The organism is Paenibacillus sp. FSL R7-0312, from assembly GCF_038004445.1.
In the GTDB taxonomy this organism is placed as follows: Bacteria; Bacillota; Bacilli; order Paenibacillales; family Paenibacillaceae; genus Paenibacillus_AQ.
Map to the genome: position 1 here is coordinate 6,683,613 of NZ_JBBORE010000001.1, position 16,653 is coordinate 6,700,265.

The 16,653-nt window shown below is 51.0% G+C and carries 10 protein-coding genes; 2 read left to right on the top strand and 8 right to left on the bottom strand.

What is annotated here, in order from left to right; all coding sequences use genetic code 11:
* Positions 1–107 precede the first annotated feature (107 nt).
* Both MKX70_RS29085 and MKX70_RS29090 read right to left on the bottom strand, forming a co-directional pair.
* A complete protein-coding gene (locus MKX70_RS29085) occupies positions 108–1,754 on the bottom strand; it encodes a response regulator transcription factor (RefSeq protein ID WP_042234532.1) in 1,647 nt (548 codons plus the stop codon).
* Positions 1,747–3,612, bottom strand: a complete 1,866-nt coding sequence (locus MKX70_RS29090) for a sensor histidine kinase (RefSeq protein WP_042234529.1) — start codon at positions 3,610–3,612, stop codon at positions 1,747–1,749. Before MKX70_RS29090 ends, MKX70_RS29085 begins: the two co-directional genes overlap by 8 nt.
* Positions 3,613–3,827: 215 nt before the next feature.
* Between MKX70_RS29090 and MKX70_RS29095 the strand changes: the two genes are divergently transcribed.
* Positions 3,828–4,718, top strand: coding sequence for a carbohydrate ABC transporter permease (locus MKX70_RS29095; RefSeq protein WP_042234526.1), 891 nt, complete (start codon positions 3,828–3,830; stop codon positions 4,716–4,718).
* Positions 4,718–5,554 carry a carbohydrate ABC transporter permease gene (locus MKX70_RS29100; protein WP_042234524.1) on the top strand — a complete coding sequence of 279 codons (837 nt, stop codon included), beginning with the start codon at positions 4,718–4,720 and terminating at the stop codon, positions 5,552–5,554. Before MKX70_RS29095 ends, MKX70_RS29100 begins: the two co-directional genes overlap by 1 nt.
* 1,378 nt (positions 5,555–6,932) lie before the next feature.
* Here the strand turns inward: MKX70_RS29100 and MKX70_RS29105 are convergent.
* The 6 genes from MKX70_RS29105 to MKX70_RS29130 form a co-directional block, all read right to left on the bottom strand.
* Complete coding sequence (locus MKX70_RS29105; protein WP_340841374.1) at positions 6,933–9,317, bottom strand: beta-galactosidase; 2,385 nt, start codon at positions 9,315–9,317, stop codon at positions 6,933–6,935.
* Positions 9,318–9,438: 121 nt separating this feature from the next.
* Positions 9,439–11,019, bottom strand: coding sequence for an ABC transporter substrate-binding protein (locus MKX70_RS29110; protein WP_340841712.1), 1,581 nt, complete (start codon positions 11,017–11,019; stop codon positions 9,439–9,441).
* Positions 11,020–11,086: 67 nt separating this feature from the next.
* Positions 11,087–11,950: a carbohydrate ABC transporter permease gene (locus MKX70_RS29115; protein ID WP_442950514.1), complete on the bottom strand. Its 864-nt coding sequence runs from the start codon at positions 11,948–11,950 to the stop codon at positions 11,087–11,089.
* A gap of 85 nt (positions 11,951–12,035) precedes the next feature.
* Entirely contained in the window at positions 12,036–12,962 is a 927-nt protein-coding gene (locus MKX70_RS29120; RefSeq protein ID WP_042135342.1) for an ABC transporter permease, read from the bottom strand.
* 187 nt (positions 12,963–13,149) lie between these two features.
* Positions 13,150–14,709: a response regulator gene (locus MKX70_RS29125; protein ID WP_042234519.1), complete on the bottom strand. Its 1,560-nt coding sequence runs from the start codon at positions 14,707–14,709 to the stop codon at positions 13,150–13,152.
* A 62-nt stretch (positions 14,710–14,771) separates the two neighbouring features.
* Positions 14,772–16,493 carry a sensor histidine kinase gene (locus MKX70_RS29130; RefSeq protein WP_340788799.1) on the bottom strand — a complete coding sequence of 574 codons (1,722 nt, stop codon included), beginning with the start codon at positions 16,491–16,493 and terminating at the stop codon, positions 14,772–14,774.
* Positions 16,494–16,653 lie beyond the last annotated feature (160 nt).

The window sequence follows — 16,653 nt, forward strand, 5'->3', positions numbered from 1 at the left end:
ATCTTGTGGTCTTGCTCATCATTCTAAATAAAAAGAAAAAGGATAAGAATGTACATAAGTGAACTTATGAGGGTAAAAAAGTGTGTTCATGTAACCGTTTCACTTTTCTACCCCAGCAGCTGCAGCCGGAATTCAGAAGGTGAACAATCATAGTAATTACGGAACGCCTTGCTGAAATAGTTCTTATCCTTGTACCCCAGCATTTCGGAAATATCCTGAATTTTGAGGCCGGGATCAGACAGCAGTGCTTTGGCTTTGTCCATTCTTACCTTTTGCACATACTCATGAATGCCGTATCCGTACTGCCCCTTGAACAGCTTCATCAAGTATTCTCTGCTCAGGAAATATTTATCCGTGAACATCGATATCTTAATATCCTCAAAATAATGGTTATCAATGTATGCTTTAATATTTTCCAGCACGCTGCTGCGGTCTCCGGATAACGTCCGGCTGATCTCCCCGGCATACATCTCGAATATCCGGTTCAGCACACCTTCAAATTGTTCAAAGGAGGCAAAATCGCTGCGGATGCCCAGAGCGTGCAGCCCCTTATCCTTGCTGCTGCGGATTTGCGGCGGCACTGCATCCAGCTGTGCAGCAATCTCATTAAGCAGAATAATGAATTCCTGCAGGGTTCTGTCCGCTTCACCGAGTGTGAAATGCTCCGCATCCTTCCATTTGGAGACGAACTCGCTAAAAATATTACGCGCATGGTTCACGTTCCCGCTCTCCAGGCTGCTGCGGATCTGCGGCATCCGTCCGGTCAGTGAAGGATTGTCCCTGGACGCCGGCTTCTCCATCCTGCTGCCGCCGCTCTGCAGGATCATGCTGCCCTTCATGCCCAGCAGGTCAATCCGGTCGAGTGCCTCTTTGGCCTGCTCATAAGAACCGGCAATACTCAGGAGATCGCTGTAGGGATCACCTGTTCCGCCGGCACAGACGATGCCGAACAGCTCCTTCAGCGTAGCTGCGGCCTTCTTCATATGATGCAGAGACAGAAAGGCGGCGTCCGCCCCGTATCCGCCCTTCATCGTAAAGATAGCGATAAACTCCCGCTCCCCCTTGGGGCTGGCAAAGCTGAACGACTCAAACTGTCCGTCACTGTTCTCATTCATTACATTAGTTACGGCAAAATGCAGCAAATCCCGGTCCTCATGGAATCTTTCTTTGCGCACCTGCTCCAGATTAAGCATCCTCAGGATACCTACAGCGAAATGGCTGGCCGCCCCGTCCGCACCGATCAGCGGCAGGAAGGCTTCATTGGACTGCGTTTTGAAGCTGCGGTCTATAATGGACAAATACATCTTCTCCTTCAGCTTCGGCAAAGACATATTCAATGTAATATTGCGGTTGATGAACTCACTCTCCCGCTTCCGCTTCGCTTCGAGTATGTCCACCGCCTTGCGCAGCGCATGGTTAAGATCAGTCCGGTTAACCGGCTTAAGGAGATAATCCACCACCTTGGAGCGGATCGCCTGGCGCGTATATTCGAAATCATTGTAGCCGCTGATCACAATCAGCAGCAGGTCCGGGAACTCCTCCTCGGCGATCTGCAGCAGCTGGGAGCCGCTCAGCTCCGGCATTTTCATATCCACCAGCACCAGATCGAATTTCTCCCGGCGCAGCATCGCAAGCCCCGCCTGGCCATTTGTCGCCTCCAGAACCTGTCCGACACCCAGTCCCTTCCAGTCTCCCAGAATATTGATCGCTTCGCGCAAAGGCTCCTCATCGTCTATAATCAGCACTTTATACATGTTGTCCTACTCCTCCCCGCGGCAGCCGCATATCCATTTGAGTTCCCTGATCATTACTTAGAATCACTAGTCCCGCCTCTTCTCCATATAGAAGCTTCAGCCGGGTATTAAGGTTCTTCAGGCCAATGCTCTCATTGCCTTCCTCTTCCTCCCCATCCGAATCGCGGTCCTCCCACTGGATCTGCAGAGAGCTCATCACCTGCTCCAGCCGCTCCTCACGAATGCCCGGCCCGTCATCCAGCACGGAAATGATACTGCGCTCAGCGGTAACATGCGCCTCGATTCGGATGGTAACCGTAGTGGATACCTTTTCCAGCGCATGCTTGATGCAGTTCTCTACCAGCGTCTGAATCGACAGCTTGGGAATCCTCAGCTCCATCAGGCTTTCATCCCAGTCGTACACGACCTGCATCCGGCTGCCGAACCGCGCTTTCTGCAGGGCCAGATAACGCTCAATATGCCGCAGCTCTTCCCGGGCCTGCACAACATCCCGTCCGCTGATGCAGTATCTCAGCGTCATGGCCAGATTGTCGACCATCTCGACGATATCATCATTGTTGTTCTTCAGCGCCTTGGTGGAGATGGCCTGCAGCGCATTGTACAGAAAATGCGGATTAATCTCGGCCTCCAGGGCTTTGAGGACGGCGTTTTTTTCAACGATTTTCATTTTATAGCGTTCATTAATCAGTTCATTGGTCTTCTCGACCATCTTATTGAAATGGCGTGACAGATAGGCGATCTCATCCTTACCCTCCACCGTTGCCTCAGCATCGAAGCTCCCCGTACTGAACCGCTTCATCTGCAGCGACAGATTCTTCAGCGGGTGCGTAATTCTGTTCGAAGTGACACTGACCAGCACCACGGACAATACCAGGAACAGCAGGCCGATGAATACACTCAGCTTGCGGGTCGTTGTCGCAGCGGCATAGATTTCTGTATACGGAATCGGCTTAACGAGCTTCCAGCCTTCTTTTTGACTGATGTCGTAGATCACCAGGTACTTCTGTTCTTCATCCGACCACGTCACACGCCCGTTCTTCTCCGGTGTCAATTGGTCCAGCAGCCCCGCCTTCCTGCTCCCCTGATAGAATTCCTTATCGTCCACCATAAAAGGTTCATTATCCGGGCTGATATACATTAGATGCTCTCCGGTGCTGAACGGAATATCCTTCATAATCTCATCGGTCACCGACGAGTTAAGATACAGGGACAGTACGGCCTGCGGCTCCCTAGATACTATGGAACGCAGCAGCCGATGATAGCCCATGAAGACCTTGTCCTTGCTAACAGGATAATCCACACTGCTCTCCGCAGCCGGGGCTCCTTCCACAAAAGACTGATAAGAACGGTTGAACGGACTCGCCAGTGCCCGCTTATACCAGGACAGATTCTCAATCGGCGGATGTTCGGTCACCCGGACGGTAATATTATAGTTCTCCTTGGTGACATAATAATACTTGTGCTCCTTGATCACATACAGGTAGACCGCTTCCAGGTCATTGCGGGAGAAATACAGATTCTTCAGATAATCCTCCACATACATCTTGGAGCCATAGTCCTCTGATTCATGCACGATGGCATAAGCGAACTCATCATATGAGATCTGCGGCAGGGACAATTGTTCAATTCCGCTTAAGTAACTCTCCAGATTACGTCCGACCAGCAGCAGATTGTTGCTGGTGCTCGCAATGCTGTTGTTGACCGATTCCTTGCGGAGCATTCCATAGGAAATGTACGTCAATGAGCTTACCACCAGAATGATGATAATGGTGAACAATAGAATCAGCTTGTTGGCCAGCCTGCGGGAAATGCGCTCCAGCAAAGGCTCGAGCAGCTTGTACAGCGCTCTTCTAATCATGTTCTCCGTCTCCCCGCTGCCAGTATCAGGGCCCGGTCTCAGACTCTTTTTGTCATCCGGACTCAGTTCACCTTTTTACCCCTAACTGTACTCTTAAATCCATTTTTGAGTATAGGGGTCTGATCTATAATACACAATATAGACTAACCGGAATGGTTATGTGTGGCAAGCCAGGCACAATACTCCCACCCTATAACTCAAGAAGAGGTGCATCCATGTTAAAAACACTCGGCAGAAGATGGCGCGAGAAATTCGAATTCGGAATCTTTACGCTCCCGGTTCTGATCTGTATCGCTGTCGCATTCTACATTCCCTTTGCCATGACCATCCGCTATTCGATGACCAAGTGGAACGGGATTTCCAAGCATCCCAAATTCGTCGGTCTGGACAACTTCAAACAGATCTTCTCGGGCGATACCAACTTTTCCGACGCGGCCTGGTTCACGATTAAATATGCAATCCTTTACATTGTGATCGTCAACGTGCTGGCAATCCTGCTGGCCGTGCTGCTGGACATGAAGCTGAAGAGCACCTCCTGGCTGAGAGCGGCATTCTTTATCCCTTATATCCTCAGTCTTGTGATTGTCGGCTTCATCTGGAAATTCATCTTCATGCAGGGCTTCAACTCACTGGGTGAGAGCACCGGCTGGGCCATCTTCGACTTAAGCTGGCTCGGGACACCGGGACTAGCGTTCATCTCCATCTTAGGTGTATCTATCTGGCAGTCGATCGGTTTCTATCTCGTCATCTACATTGCCGGACTGCAGTCTGTGCCGGAAGATCTTAAGGAGGCTGCTACTGTAGACGGCGCAGGTCCGATGAGAAGATTCTTTAGCATTACGCTGCCGCTGCTTGCCCCATCGATTACGATATCAGTCTTCATGGCGCTGACCAACTCGATCAAGGTATTCGACGTCATTCTGTCGCTGACCGGCGGCGGCCCTGGCGGAACTACCTACAGTATCGCTTATGATATTTACCGGGATACGTTCCAGAACAACCTGTACGGCTACGGTACGGCCAAAGCGCTTATCCTGTTCCTGGCAGTACTTGTCGTGACGATCATCCAGCTGACAGTCTTCAAACGGAGAGAGGTTGAGGCATAATGAAAACAAACAACAACAAGGCAGGCAAGATCATACTGGAAGTTGTTTTGGTCATATTGTCTCTGCTGTTCCTGTATCCGCTGTTCCTGACGATTATTAACTCGTTAAAAAGCTTCAGCGAGGTCATGACCGACGTTATCGCGCTGCCGAAGCATCTGACCTTCAGCAACTACTCTTATGTCTGGAAATTCATCAACTATCCGCGGCTGTTCCTGAACAACTTCGTGATTACCGGCGTCGGCCTGCTCGGCATCGTGTTCATCTCCTCCATCGCCGCCTATAAGCTGGCACGGACCAAGTCCAGATGGAGCGGCGTCCTGTACTTCCTATGCATTATGCCGATGCTGATACCGTTCCAGTCGATCATGCTGACTGTACTGCAGACCGCCAAGAACCTGAACTTGTCAGAGAGTACCTGGGGATTAGGCCTGCTGTACTGGGGCTTCGGCGCACCGCTGGCGGTATTCATCTACCACGGCTTCGTGAAGGGAATCCCGACTGAGATCGATGAGAGTGCGACCATCGACGGCGCATCCGGCTTCCGCCTGTTCTTCAGTGTGATCTTCCCGCTGCTGAAATCGGTAACCACCACCATCGTCATCATCGACGTCATGTGGATCTGGAATGACTTCCTGCTCCCGCTGCTGATGGTTAACGGCTCGCCGGATACGAAGACATTAACGCTGGCCGCTTACACCTTCGTCGGTCAATATACCTCGGACTGGCAGTATGCCATGACCGCCATGGTAATGGCCGTATTGCCATCCATCGTTGTCTTCATCTTCCTGCAAAAATACATCGTCAAAGGCGTAGTTGCCGGGGCTGTTAAGGGCTGATCTCTAGTCATGCTCCTCCCCCTCGCCGGAGACAAATAAGGCACGGCTAAGCGGACTATCGCTTGGGCCGTGCCTTTTGGTGTTGTGCAGGATCTACATATGCGTTTTATGAGGACGCTGCGTGAACGGTCCGTTGTTCCCATCGCTCTTGTGTCCAGATTTTATTTATTCTTCTTAGTGGTGAAAATCCGGAGACTGCTGCTGCTTCCGAAGTGGGCTTTCCTGCGGAAAGCTTTCAGGCGGCCGCTCCCGCTTGTACACAATCGTTCCGTCCTCTCCGCTGGTTAAGCTGGAAAAGGTTCTGCAAATCTTAAACACAAAAGTCACTCTAATGGGTGAATCGAGCTGAGCTTATGCGGCTTATCTGGCCTGTGCAGCTTATGTAAATTTAAGGGCACTAATGCCCCTCATTTGCTCCTTTGGCTCTCATTCTGGGAATTCAAGGGCACTAATGCCCCTCATTTGCTCCTTTGGCTCTCATTCTGGGAATTCAAGGGCACTAGTGCCCCTCATTTGCTCCTTTGGCTCTCATTCTGGGAATTCAAGGGCACTAGTGCCCCTCATTTGCTCCTTTGGCTCTCATTCTGGGAATTCAAGGGCACTAGTGCCCCTCATTTGCTCCTTTGGCCCGCACTCAAAGAAATCAGAGGGATTTATCCCTTTGATTTGCCCATGCTGCCAACTTGTGTGCCTGATCAGGCACACACTCGTCCTTCAAACGGTGCTGCTCCAAATTCCAGAGAATCTTATCCACAACAGACGATTATCATAATTCCCTATACAGAATAAAAGCCCGCCCGCCAGCAAGGCGTAGCGGACTTTATTATAGTCTCTCAGATTACTTTACTTTATTTCGCCAATAATGGCCTCTTTTTTTGTTGTGGCTCAGATGCACTTATCCTGCTGTTTCGGCTCCGAAACGGCGGGAAATCAGGAGCTTATCGGCTTCTCTGTCCGCATGGACGGAGAATGCAGCTTTTTGAGTATAATAACGTCCCTACAGTCCGCATGACCTCCGCCACTCCCTCCCCTTTCAACAACTCCCATCGTTTGCCTTCCAAGTAAGGACATATAAAAGAATGGTGAGGCCTATCGTTGCTTCCCAATAGAAGCCATAGTTCGTAAGTTACTCATAAATCTTTTACCGCCGTCCACATGCTTCGTCCACTCCAGACAATCAGCCGGATATTCCTGCTACTTTACATGCCTTTGCTAATCCACCTCATATACAGTCTACAACCAACCGCTCTTTCTGCTCCTCAACCTTCCTTACTCCGTCCAGCATTACTCTCTGTTGCACAATACTTCACCGTTCACTTCTCTGTCCTGCTCTTATCCACATTTTCTCTATATCGTATATCAATCTTGGCCTTACCCCTTAGTTCTCCCCATCCGCCAACTCCTGCAGCTTAAGCGCAACCCGGTACACCGGCGTAGCCGTTACGCTGTGGAACATAGCGGTCGCTTCACCCTCGAATATCTTTTCCACCGCCATGGCTGCATCGGCGGCCACAGTTACAGCACCCGTGCGGAGCGGCGTAGTTTCGAGGATGATCTCACCTCTGCGAAGGACATCGCGGAAACGTGACAGGCCGATCTCCCAGGGAAGGCCATTATAGAAATGATCATGGAATAGCTGCCCGCCGGCGAAGGCATAGCCCACATTGCCTGTGTAATCAATGCTCAGCAGCACTTCTTCAGCTCCTTGAAGAACATCCTCAGGCAGCTGAAGCGCGAGCTTATGGTCGTGAAGACGCCGCGTGGTGAGTGCGATCTCTTTCTGCGGAACCTCTACATCACAGATCTGGAACCAGCCTTCCGTCCGTCTGCTGACAGCTGCTTCAGCCTGCACCGTACTCCACTGCGTGGCTGGTGCCACTGCTCCACCGGCATATTCACGGAACTTGAAGGCATTCTGCCCGCTACTAAGGAATTCAATACCCTCCCGGGTCTGAACAAGCGGAACCTCCGAGAACACAATCCGGCTCTGACCGCCGTCCTCCAGCTCCCACAGCTTTGCAGCATCCTTGGCACTCATCGCGTAAATCCGGACTTCCCGGGCTCCGTCGCGTTTAATTACGATCATTGAGGACACTTGATGGGGAATGAGCACGTTGTAGCTGCTGCCGTTCCCCTCAATCGTTCCGGCATCGGTTGATACACTGAGAATACCGTCCTGCGCATCCAGCAGGAACTCACCATCCATACCCTCCGGCATCGCGAAGAAATAGGTGATGGCTTCAGCAGATTCCACAGCGGTGACCGGCTGGGCCGTTGCATATTTCAGGTTCAGTCCGTCCAGTGCAAAGTTAAACGGCAGCAGGAATGAAGCCTTGGGCTTGACGGTCAGCGAACTCCGCTGCGGGAAGCAGAGGACCTCCTCCCCAAGCTTAACTTCAAATACAACACCCTTATGCTCATCCATCTCTACATGATCCTGATAATTATTTACGAATAAGAACCCGGAACTGCCATCCGTGCGGACGGCATAACGAAGCGTATGCGCATCATCAGGAGTAACCGCCTCTGCACCTTCCGGAAGCACGGTTGCCATAGGGGCAAGCCGGTCTGCGAATTGGCGGAGGAAATAATGCAGCGGGCGCAGCAAGCCGTTAGACTCACGGATCTGTCCGAACTCGCCAATCGGTGCCTGAAAATCGTACGTCAGCTTAGGCGTTGTGCTCTCGTTCAGGTAACCTGTTCTGCCCACCGGATTCGTGCCGCCATGGAACATATAATAACCGATAAAGTTGCAGCCGCCGGCAAGCTTCATCAGGGTCATGGCCAGTACACTTTCCGGTTCTACCTGGAACCGGGACAGATACCAGGTCTGCATGCCGCCGCCCATCTCACAGCAGGCAAACGGATACTTCGTCCGGGGATACGGCGGATTGAACTCTCCTCCCTGGGCCTGATCATCATGGAAATTCACGAATACATATTCAGGTGTCGGTGTCTGGGTTTGACCCGGGTCACTGATGCTCCACGGGGTATAGGCATATCCGCCATACAGCGGCAGGACTTCATCTTCCAGGAACGGCGCCTCGCCCCAGCCGGTGCTGGTATAAATCGGGGCAATCAGGCCGGAATCCACCGCATACTCCTTGAGCAGGCGCATATGTGCTGCACCTTCCTCACCGCCTATTCCGCCGCTAAGATATTCGTCCCCCTGCTTCGCCGTCTGTTCCCAGAGCGCAGCGGCAGCATTGAATTCATTCTCCAGCTGAATCCCGATCACCGGCCCGCCATCCTTGTACATCAGCGCATCAGCCTCCCGGCCAATCTCTGCAAACAATCGTCTTACATAACTCAGGTACCCTTCATCATTGGAGCGGACATCGAATTCCCGCCCGAACAGCCAGTCCGGGAGTCCCCCGTTACGGACCTCGCCATGACAGAACGGGCCGACACGCAGGATGACATATAGCTCGTTATCGCGGCACAGCTCCACAAACTTCCGGAGATTGCGGTTGCCGCTCCAATCGAATTCCCCTTCTGTTTCTTCATGATGATTCCAGAAGATATAGGTGGCGATCACATTGATCCCTGACATCTTCATCTGCCGGAGTTCTGTCTCCCAGTCCGCTTCCGGATACCGCGAATAGTGGAACTCGCCACAGATAGCGAAATAAGGCTTGCCGTTCAGCTCCATGTAGTAATTGGTGAAGCTGATCTGGTCACCCTCCGGGTTGCTTCCCCCGAGTCGCAGGGTCGACGGATAGATTTCCTTCGGGGCAATATGGGCTTGTATCGTATGCTTCATGTGATCGGCTCCTCTGCAATTTGCTTGTTTTCTTCGTTAATGTCTATAAAAAAAACCACCCCAAAGCTATGCTCTGGAGTGGCCCGGAAGCCGTTACATTAGCTTCACCTGTATTTTGTTATTATTTCTGTGCTGCCAGGAAAGCGTCAATCTGGCTCTGCAGCTCTGTCTGCACCTTGTCAATACCAGCAGATTTCAGCTGTTTGATCAGATCTGCCTGACCTTTATCCAGATCATCAATCAAGCCATATTCCAGCGGAATGGCATAACGCAGCATCACGTTGCCGATGTTGGCTACTTCGTTCTTCACTGGTGTGGAGTCGAAGACAAAGGTTTCAAGCGGGAAGTGATAGATGCTGGACTGCCAGCTGTTGAACATGTTGTCCGCTTCTACCGGATACGCCGAATCTTGACGGTTCAGCGGGGAGTTCCAGCCCCAGTTCGAGAAGCCCGTGTAGTTGGCAGCTGCTGGTCCTGCAGTGTATTTCTTGTCGCCATCAGGAATATAGTTGGTTCCGGCAATACCGTACATCGTCAAATCATGAATTTCCTTGTCATTCTGCAGAAGATCGATCAGCATCAGAGAGCGTTCTACGTTCTTGGAAGTAGCATGGATCGCCATCCCATTCTGGGTCGAAATGGCTGCAATTTTCTTCTTGCCCGGAGTAAGGTCAGCAATCGCCAGCTCCACATCCGGTTTGTCACGGCGCATTTCAGATACATTCGCTGCTACAGTACCCAGGTTCTGAGCGTAGGAGGAAACTTTTTCAGCTTTGATATCCTGCCATACGTCATTTTTGTTGCTGACTACGTTTTTGGACCATACGCCATTGTCTGCAAGATCCTTGTAGTAGGTAAGCAGTTCTCTGAATTCAGGTGTGTCGTAGATGTTGAAAACTTTGCCGGTTGCATCATCCAGCTTATAAGCCAGCGGCAGCAGGTTAGCGTCTACCAGGTTCCAGTCATTGTTCTGCTCCAGCGTAGCCTGGTCAAGCTCATGCCATTTCCAGCCGTCGGCAGGTTTGGCACCGTATGCGGTAATTCCAGTTTCTTCTTTTGCAACTGTTTTCAGGTAATTGGCATAGGATTCAAGGCTGTTGATTTCAGGAAGATTGTATTTCTTGCGCAGATCCTCACGGTACAGAACTACTTTGTCGGTAACCTCAACGTTGTTGTTAGGAACCATGTAGAGCTTGCCGTCCACTTTGGCTTGCTCCCAGTTGACTTTAGGCATCGCTTCCCAAGTCTGCGGCATGTAAGTCGACAGCAGATCATCCGTCAGCTCCAGGAAACCGCCTTTGAGCGCCTGATCGTTATAGAGTGCCCAGTTGGCAGTATACACAAGGTCAAAATCTTCATTAGCCGCAAATTTCAGCGGGTACTTCTGTGTCCAATCCGACCAGTCGAGGAATTCAGTCTCCACGGTAGCATTGATTTTTTCTTTCAATTTCGTGTTCAGCTCTCCGAACACCTTGTCGTAGTCCCCCGGCTGGCCGCCGATCAGCAGCATCTTCAGCTTCACTTCTTTGGATGTGTCCGGAGCGCCGGTATTCGTAGCTGCCCCTTCTGTAGCCGTTGCCGGAGCTTTCGTAGCCTCTGCACCTGTATTGGCGTTGTTATTGCCGCCGCATGCACTGAGAATGGTACCCAGCGCCATCATTGTTGCCAGCGTAACTGTAAGCTTTTTTGTCTTATTTTTCATCATGACCGATGTTCCCCCTAAATCAAAATAGTATTGGGTTTATATTGATAACCAGGTTGCCCTGTGTTCATCCTTTGACTGCACCAATTGTAAGTCCGGTTACAAAATATTTCTGGATGAACGGATAAGCAAGCAGGATCGGTCCTGTCGCCACAATGGTCATGGCCATCTTCAGACTCTCCGTAGGCAGATCCGTATTCACAACTGCGCCGGAGGCCATCATCGCCTTGCGCATGCCATCCATATTTCCGAGCATTTTGTAGAGATAATACTGCAGCGGCATCAGCTCTGATTTGGAGATGAACAAGAGTGCGTTGTACCAGTCATTCCAGTAGGCCAGAGCAATGAACAGGCCAATGGTAGCCAGGGCAGGCTTGGACAAAGGCACAATCAGCTGCATGAAAATCCGGAAATCTCCTGCGCCGTCAATCTTGGCGGATTCTGTAATGGCATCCGGGATGCTGCTCATGAACGATTTCATGACGATAATATAGAACACGTTCATCAGCAAAGGCAGGATCAGCACCAGCAATGTATCTTTAAGATGCAGATAGTTGACAATCATCAGGTACCAGGGGACCAGACCGCCGCTGAACAGTGTCGTGAAGAAGAAGAAGAAGGAGAAACGGCCACGCCATTTGAAATCTCTCCGGGACAGCACGTAGGCCGTCATCGAAGTCAGGAACAATCCGAATAATGTACCTATGGCGGTTACAGATATGGTTATGCCGTAAGCTCTAAGCATTTCCTCCGGATACTTGAACAGCAGGCTGTAGGCCTCTGTCGAGAACGAGGACGGGAAGATCTGGAACCCTTTTTCGATAATCGTGCTCTCCTCACTCAAAGAGGAGGACACGACCAGAATGAAAGGGAAGATACAGAATATAGCGAGCACAGTAAGCGTCACGTAGCCGATAATGGACAGTATCATCTTGTCTTTATTGCCGCGCTTCCGGATAACCTCCGGAGTTTTCATGTTTGCAGTAGTTGAACTCATTTCAGTTGACCTCCTTTTCCTAGAATAGAGCACGATCCTTATCGTATTTACGAACGGCATAGTTAGCCAGCATGATGGTTACGAAACCAAGCAGGGACTGATAGAAGCCGGCCGCAGCAGACATTCCGATCTCATTGGAAGTAGTCAGTGAGCGGAACACGAAGGTGTCGATGACGTCGGTTGATGAGAACAGCAGGCCGTTGTTGCCGACCATATTGTAGAACATCCCGAAATCCCCGCGGAAGACGTTACCGATAGCCAGCAGCACCAGAATGATGACAGTAGGCATCAGGTTCGGAACCGTAATCTTCATAATCCGCTGGAAAATATTCGCCCCGTCAATCTCAGCCGCTTCGTACATCTCAGTATCAATGCTGGTGATCGCGGCCAGATACATGATTGTACCATAGCCCAGCGTCTTCCACGCGGATACGACCACCAGGATTACCGGCCAGTAGGCAGCGGTATTATAGATGTCCACCGGCTGCATGCCGAGTCCCTTAAGCAATACGTTGATGGTACCAACGTCGAAGTTGAACAGGTTGTAGGCAATGGCACCAACCACAACCCAGGAAATGAAGTAAGGCAGGAACAATACCGTTTGGGTAATTTTCCGGAACCATTTGCCGGCAACCTCGAACAGCAGGATCGCCGCAAAGATCTGAACCACATTATTCACAACGATAAAAGCAATATTGTACAGCGCCGTGTTTCGTGTTACGCGCCAGGCGTCACCAGAATTGAAGAAGAATTTAAAGTTGTCCCATCCGTTCCATGGGCTGCCGAAGACCCCGCCCGTGTAGTCGTATTGCTTAAAGGCCAGTATAATGCCTGACATGGGTATATAAGCAAAAAGCAGGAAGAACAATACCGCCGGTACAAGCATGAGGAGCAAGGATCTGTACTTCTTCACATCATCCCAGAATCCATGTTGTTTCTGTTTCATCTTGAATCCCCTTTCCAACAATCCCTTTTCTCTATAGCTTTATTATAAAGAAGCGCTTTCCCCGTGTGGATTAAGCCCAGCAACTAAAAGTAATACTTTTTCAACGATCGGTTAATATATACCATTCCCCAAAAACAAAAAAACGTTCCCCCCGGTTATAAAAACCGGACTGGAAACGTTTGGCAGGCTATATTTTCTGTTTCTTGCGGTACTCTCCCGGCGTCATGCCTGTGATCTGCTTAAACTGCCGATTGAAATAGATAATGTTCTTATAGCCCATGCGCTCGGCAATCTCATAGATTTTGAGTGTGGGATCGCCCAGCAGCTCGAAGACCCGGCCCGTCTTACGCTCATTCACGAATTCACTGAAAGGAAGCCCGTACTCTTCCTTGAACAGATAACCTAAATAGTTCGGTGTGAAGTCAAAATGGGCGGCTACCTCCTTCAGGGTAATCTTCTTCTCCAGATTCTCCTCCACATAATTCATAATATCATCGATCAGCTTACGCTTCTGCCGCTGCCGCTTCACATACAGCAGCTCCGACAGCTCGAAGAATCTGCGCCGCATCCAGGACAGGATATCGTGAATCGTCTCGAACTGGAAGAGAATATCCGGCTGATGCGACTCCCACTGCAGCAGCTCATACAGATTCTCATTCTGCTGCTGCAGATCCGCATGCAGCTTGGAGGTGATGCGGATAATCAGCTCATAGACATCCTTCTTGCTTGCACTCGTGAACAGCTCCAGCAGCTGGTCGTCGATGGCCACCAGATCATATTGAATGATTGCCTCCAGCAGCTTCACCACAGTCTGTTCCATCCGGGCCCCCGGTGTCCCGCGCGGCGAAGACTCCATATTATCCCGGATCAGCCGGTTCTTCCCGAGCAGCCACTTCGCGCTGAGCGCGGCTTGTGCCTGCTGGTAGGATTCGTGGAGTCCCGCTTCGTCTTGGGCATAACGTCCGACACCAACGGTTAACGTACAGGGTGAGGACTCTGCCATCTTGCGGATTAGTTCGTCCAGCATGTTCATGAAGCTGTCCTGCGGAAGGCTGCAAAGAATGACAAACCGGTGATGATGAACCGGAATCAGCGTACCAAGCTTCCCGTCCTCCACAAAGGATTTGATCACCCCGGCCATTTGCCGCGTCTTCACGCGCGCATCCTCCTCGGACAGATCACGCATTTTCCATTCCAGATCATCGATCTCGACAAGTGCAGCCGCCGCCCCTTTCACCAGAAGCGGGGTAAGGGCACTGCGCAGATGCGGCTCAGCGGGTTCAGGCGAGGGTTCTTCGAACCAGCGCAGGATGAGCTCTTTGTTCACAAGGGACAACGCTTCGCTGAAGGAACGGTTCTGCTCCCTTTCCTTCTCCATAGCTCCGCACAATGCGTCCAGCATGTCGTACAAATCCTTATCTTCAACAGGCTTCAGCAAGTAGCCGGAAGCATTGATCTCAATAGCTTCCTTCGCATAGCTGAAATCCTCATGGCCGCTGATGAAGACGATTTTGACCTTGGGATGGATGACCTTAGCCCTGCGCGCAAACTCCGTTCCGGTCATAATGGGCATCCGTATGTCTGACAGGATAATATCGACCCGTTCCTGCTCCATGATCTTAAGTGCGTTAAAGCCGCTGTTCGCCGTTCCTATTACTGCAATATCGAGCGGGCTTGCCAGCACCCTTCGCCGCAGCCACTCCAGATCGATAGCTTCATCGTCAACCAGCAATACATTGATACTCATCGCAATCATTTCCTCCTGTGTTTATACAAGATGCTCTGCCCTTAACCAGTCAGCGAAATTCCTCACAGGTCCTCATGATCCTGAACCCCGGCAGGTAGAAGCAGCTGGACGGTTGTCCCTCCTCCGTAGAAGCTGGCAATCGTCACACCGTATGCGTCACCGTATCTGAGCTTGATCCGCTCATTGACGTTCTTCACCCCGTAACCGCCGGACTGTCCCTTGCCCTGCATCATTTTCTTAACGACATCCGGACGCATGCCGATTCCATTGTCGATAATCTTCAGCTCAATACTGCTGCCGACCCTCCGGCCTGTCAGACGGATGGCAATGGACTCGCCAAACCAGGCATGCTTGAATATATTCTCCACAAAAGGCTGCAGCAGCAGCTTAATGACCTGCATCTGCATAATCTCCTCGTCCACATCAACATACAGAGTGAAGGTATCCGCATATTTGACCCGCTGGATTTCCAGATAAGTCGCCACCTGTTCCAGCTCCTTCTCCAGGGCAATGTACACATTGCCCTGGTTCAGCGTCAGCCGGTAGAAACGCGACAGGCCCTGGACCATCTCCGTGACCTTGCCGATTTCGCCCAGATTGGCCAGGCTGCTTATCGTCGAGAGTGTATTGTAGAGAAAATGCGGATTAATCTGCGCCTGCAACGCCTCCAGCTCCGCCTGCTTCTTCTGAATCCCCTGCACATATACGCTGTTGATCAGCCCCTGAATGTTGGTGGCCATATCATTGAAGGAGTCCGCGATCTGCACAAACTCATCATTGCCGGAGAAGCGGATCCGCTTCTGGAAGTTCCCCTCCTGGAAGGAACGGACCAAGCCTACAATACGGCTCATCTTACGCCCGGAAATACGCGCCACCACGTACCCAATCAGGGTCATAACCAGGAAGCTGAGCGAGCAGACTGCAATAATGACTTTGCGCAGACGGCCGGCATCCTGGGTCAGATACTTTTGCGGGACGAGCGCCTCAATAACGAAATTACTGCCCGGGATCTGCTCATGCAGACTGAGGAAGTTCTGCCGGCCATCGTCATAATTGGCGGTTCCGCGCTGGAACAGAATCGAATTCGTAGTCTCTTCAACCAGCCGCAGGGTAATCCCTTCTTCCACAGGGAAGGTATCGAAGCCGCCGAACAGATCCTCCAGGGAGACCGTAATGCGTATATAGCCGATCACCGTTTTGTAATCACTGAAGTTGACCAGCCTGCGGACATGGGAGAGATTACCCAGCTTCTGGTCGGTATCAATCTGCAGCCACAAATTATCGCGCTTCGAATCCTTAAGCGACAGGTACCATTCACTGCCCGTGATGTCCTCAAAGGGCAGAATATAATAATCGCTGTCATAGATCGGCTCACCCAGATTATCGCCCGATACAATATTAAGATCACTGTTCGGGGTATAGAGCATGAAGCGGATCTTGTTCCCGAACAGCTGCAGCGGTGCGGTGATCTGGGGAACAATCTCATCGATCATAGTCAGATAGATCTCAAACGGTGTCCCTTTCTGCTCAAGCGCCCGCTGAAACGGCTGGCTGCCGAACAGGTTGTCCGACATCCGCTGAATTTCATCCATCTGATAGCGGATGTTGTTCCTTGCCTGCTCCATTCCCGTCTTGATGTTGGACTCGGCCATTTCTGTTCTGGAATCAGTCAGCATGGAATACGAAATGTAACCGATGAATACATCGGTCAGCAGGACCAGCAGCAGGTAGGGAATCATCATTTTATAAGTGAAGGGCATGTATTTCTTCAGTTTAGGCATCATTCGCGGGACATCCTCTGCATGGAATTCGTTATTTATATATAAAATGCACCTAAGAAATTACGTAAGGCTCAGCCGTCACTGCGGTGAATATTTGGACTTCCGGCCGCTGTTGTCTCCAGATTCCTCAAATTATACCGCTGTTCGCGGTGGAAATCCGGTG

Excerpts from the sequence above, each read along its gene's own strand:
- MKX70_RS29090 (WP_042234529.1), bottom strand. The coding sequence starts at position 3,612 with ATGATTAGAAGAGCGCTGTACAAGCTGCTCGAGCCTTTGCTGGAGCGC.
- MKX70_RS29120 (WP_042135342.1), bottom strand. The coding sequence starts at position 12,962 with ATGAAACAGAAACAACATGGATTCTGGGATGATGTGAAGAAGTACAGA.
- MKX70_RS29095 (WP_042234526.1), top strand. The coding sequence starts at position 3,828 with ATGTTAAAAACACTCGGCAGAAGATGGCGCGAGAAATTCGAATTCGGA.
- MKX70_RS29110 (WP_340841712.1), bottom strand. The coding sequence starts at position 11,019 with ATGAAAAATAAGACAAAAAAGCTTACAGTTACGCTGGCAACAATGATG.
- MKX70_RS29105 (WP_340841374.1), bottom strand. The coding sequence starts at position 9,317 with ATGAAGCATACGATACAAGCCCATATTGCCCCGAAGGAAATCTATCCG.
- MKX70_RS29085 (WP_042234532.1), bottom strand. The coding sequence starts at position 1,754 with ATGTATAAAGTGCTGATTATAGACGATGAGGAGCCTTTGCGCGAAGCG.
- MKX70_RS29125 (WP_042234519.1), bottom strand. The coding sequence starts at position 14,709 with ATGAGTATCAATGTATTGCTGGTTGACGATGAAGCTATCGATCTGGAG.
- MKX70_RS29115 (WP_442950514.1), bottom strand. The coding sequence starts at position 11,950 with ATGATACTGTCCATTATCGGCTACGTGACGCTTACTGTGCTCGCTATA.
- MKX70_RS29100 (WP_042234524.1), top strand. The coding sequence starts at position 4,718 with ATGAAAACAAACAACAACAAGGCAGGCAAGATCATACTGGAAGTTGTT.
- MKX70_RS29130 (WP_340788799.1), bottom strand. The coding sequence starts at position 16,493 with ATGATGCCTAAACTGAAGAAATACATGCCCTTCACTTATAAAATGATG.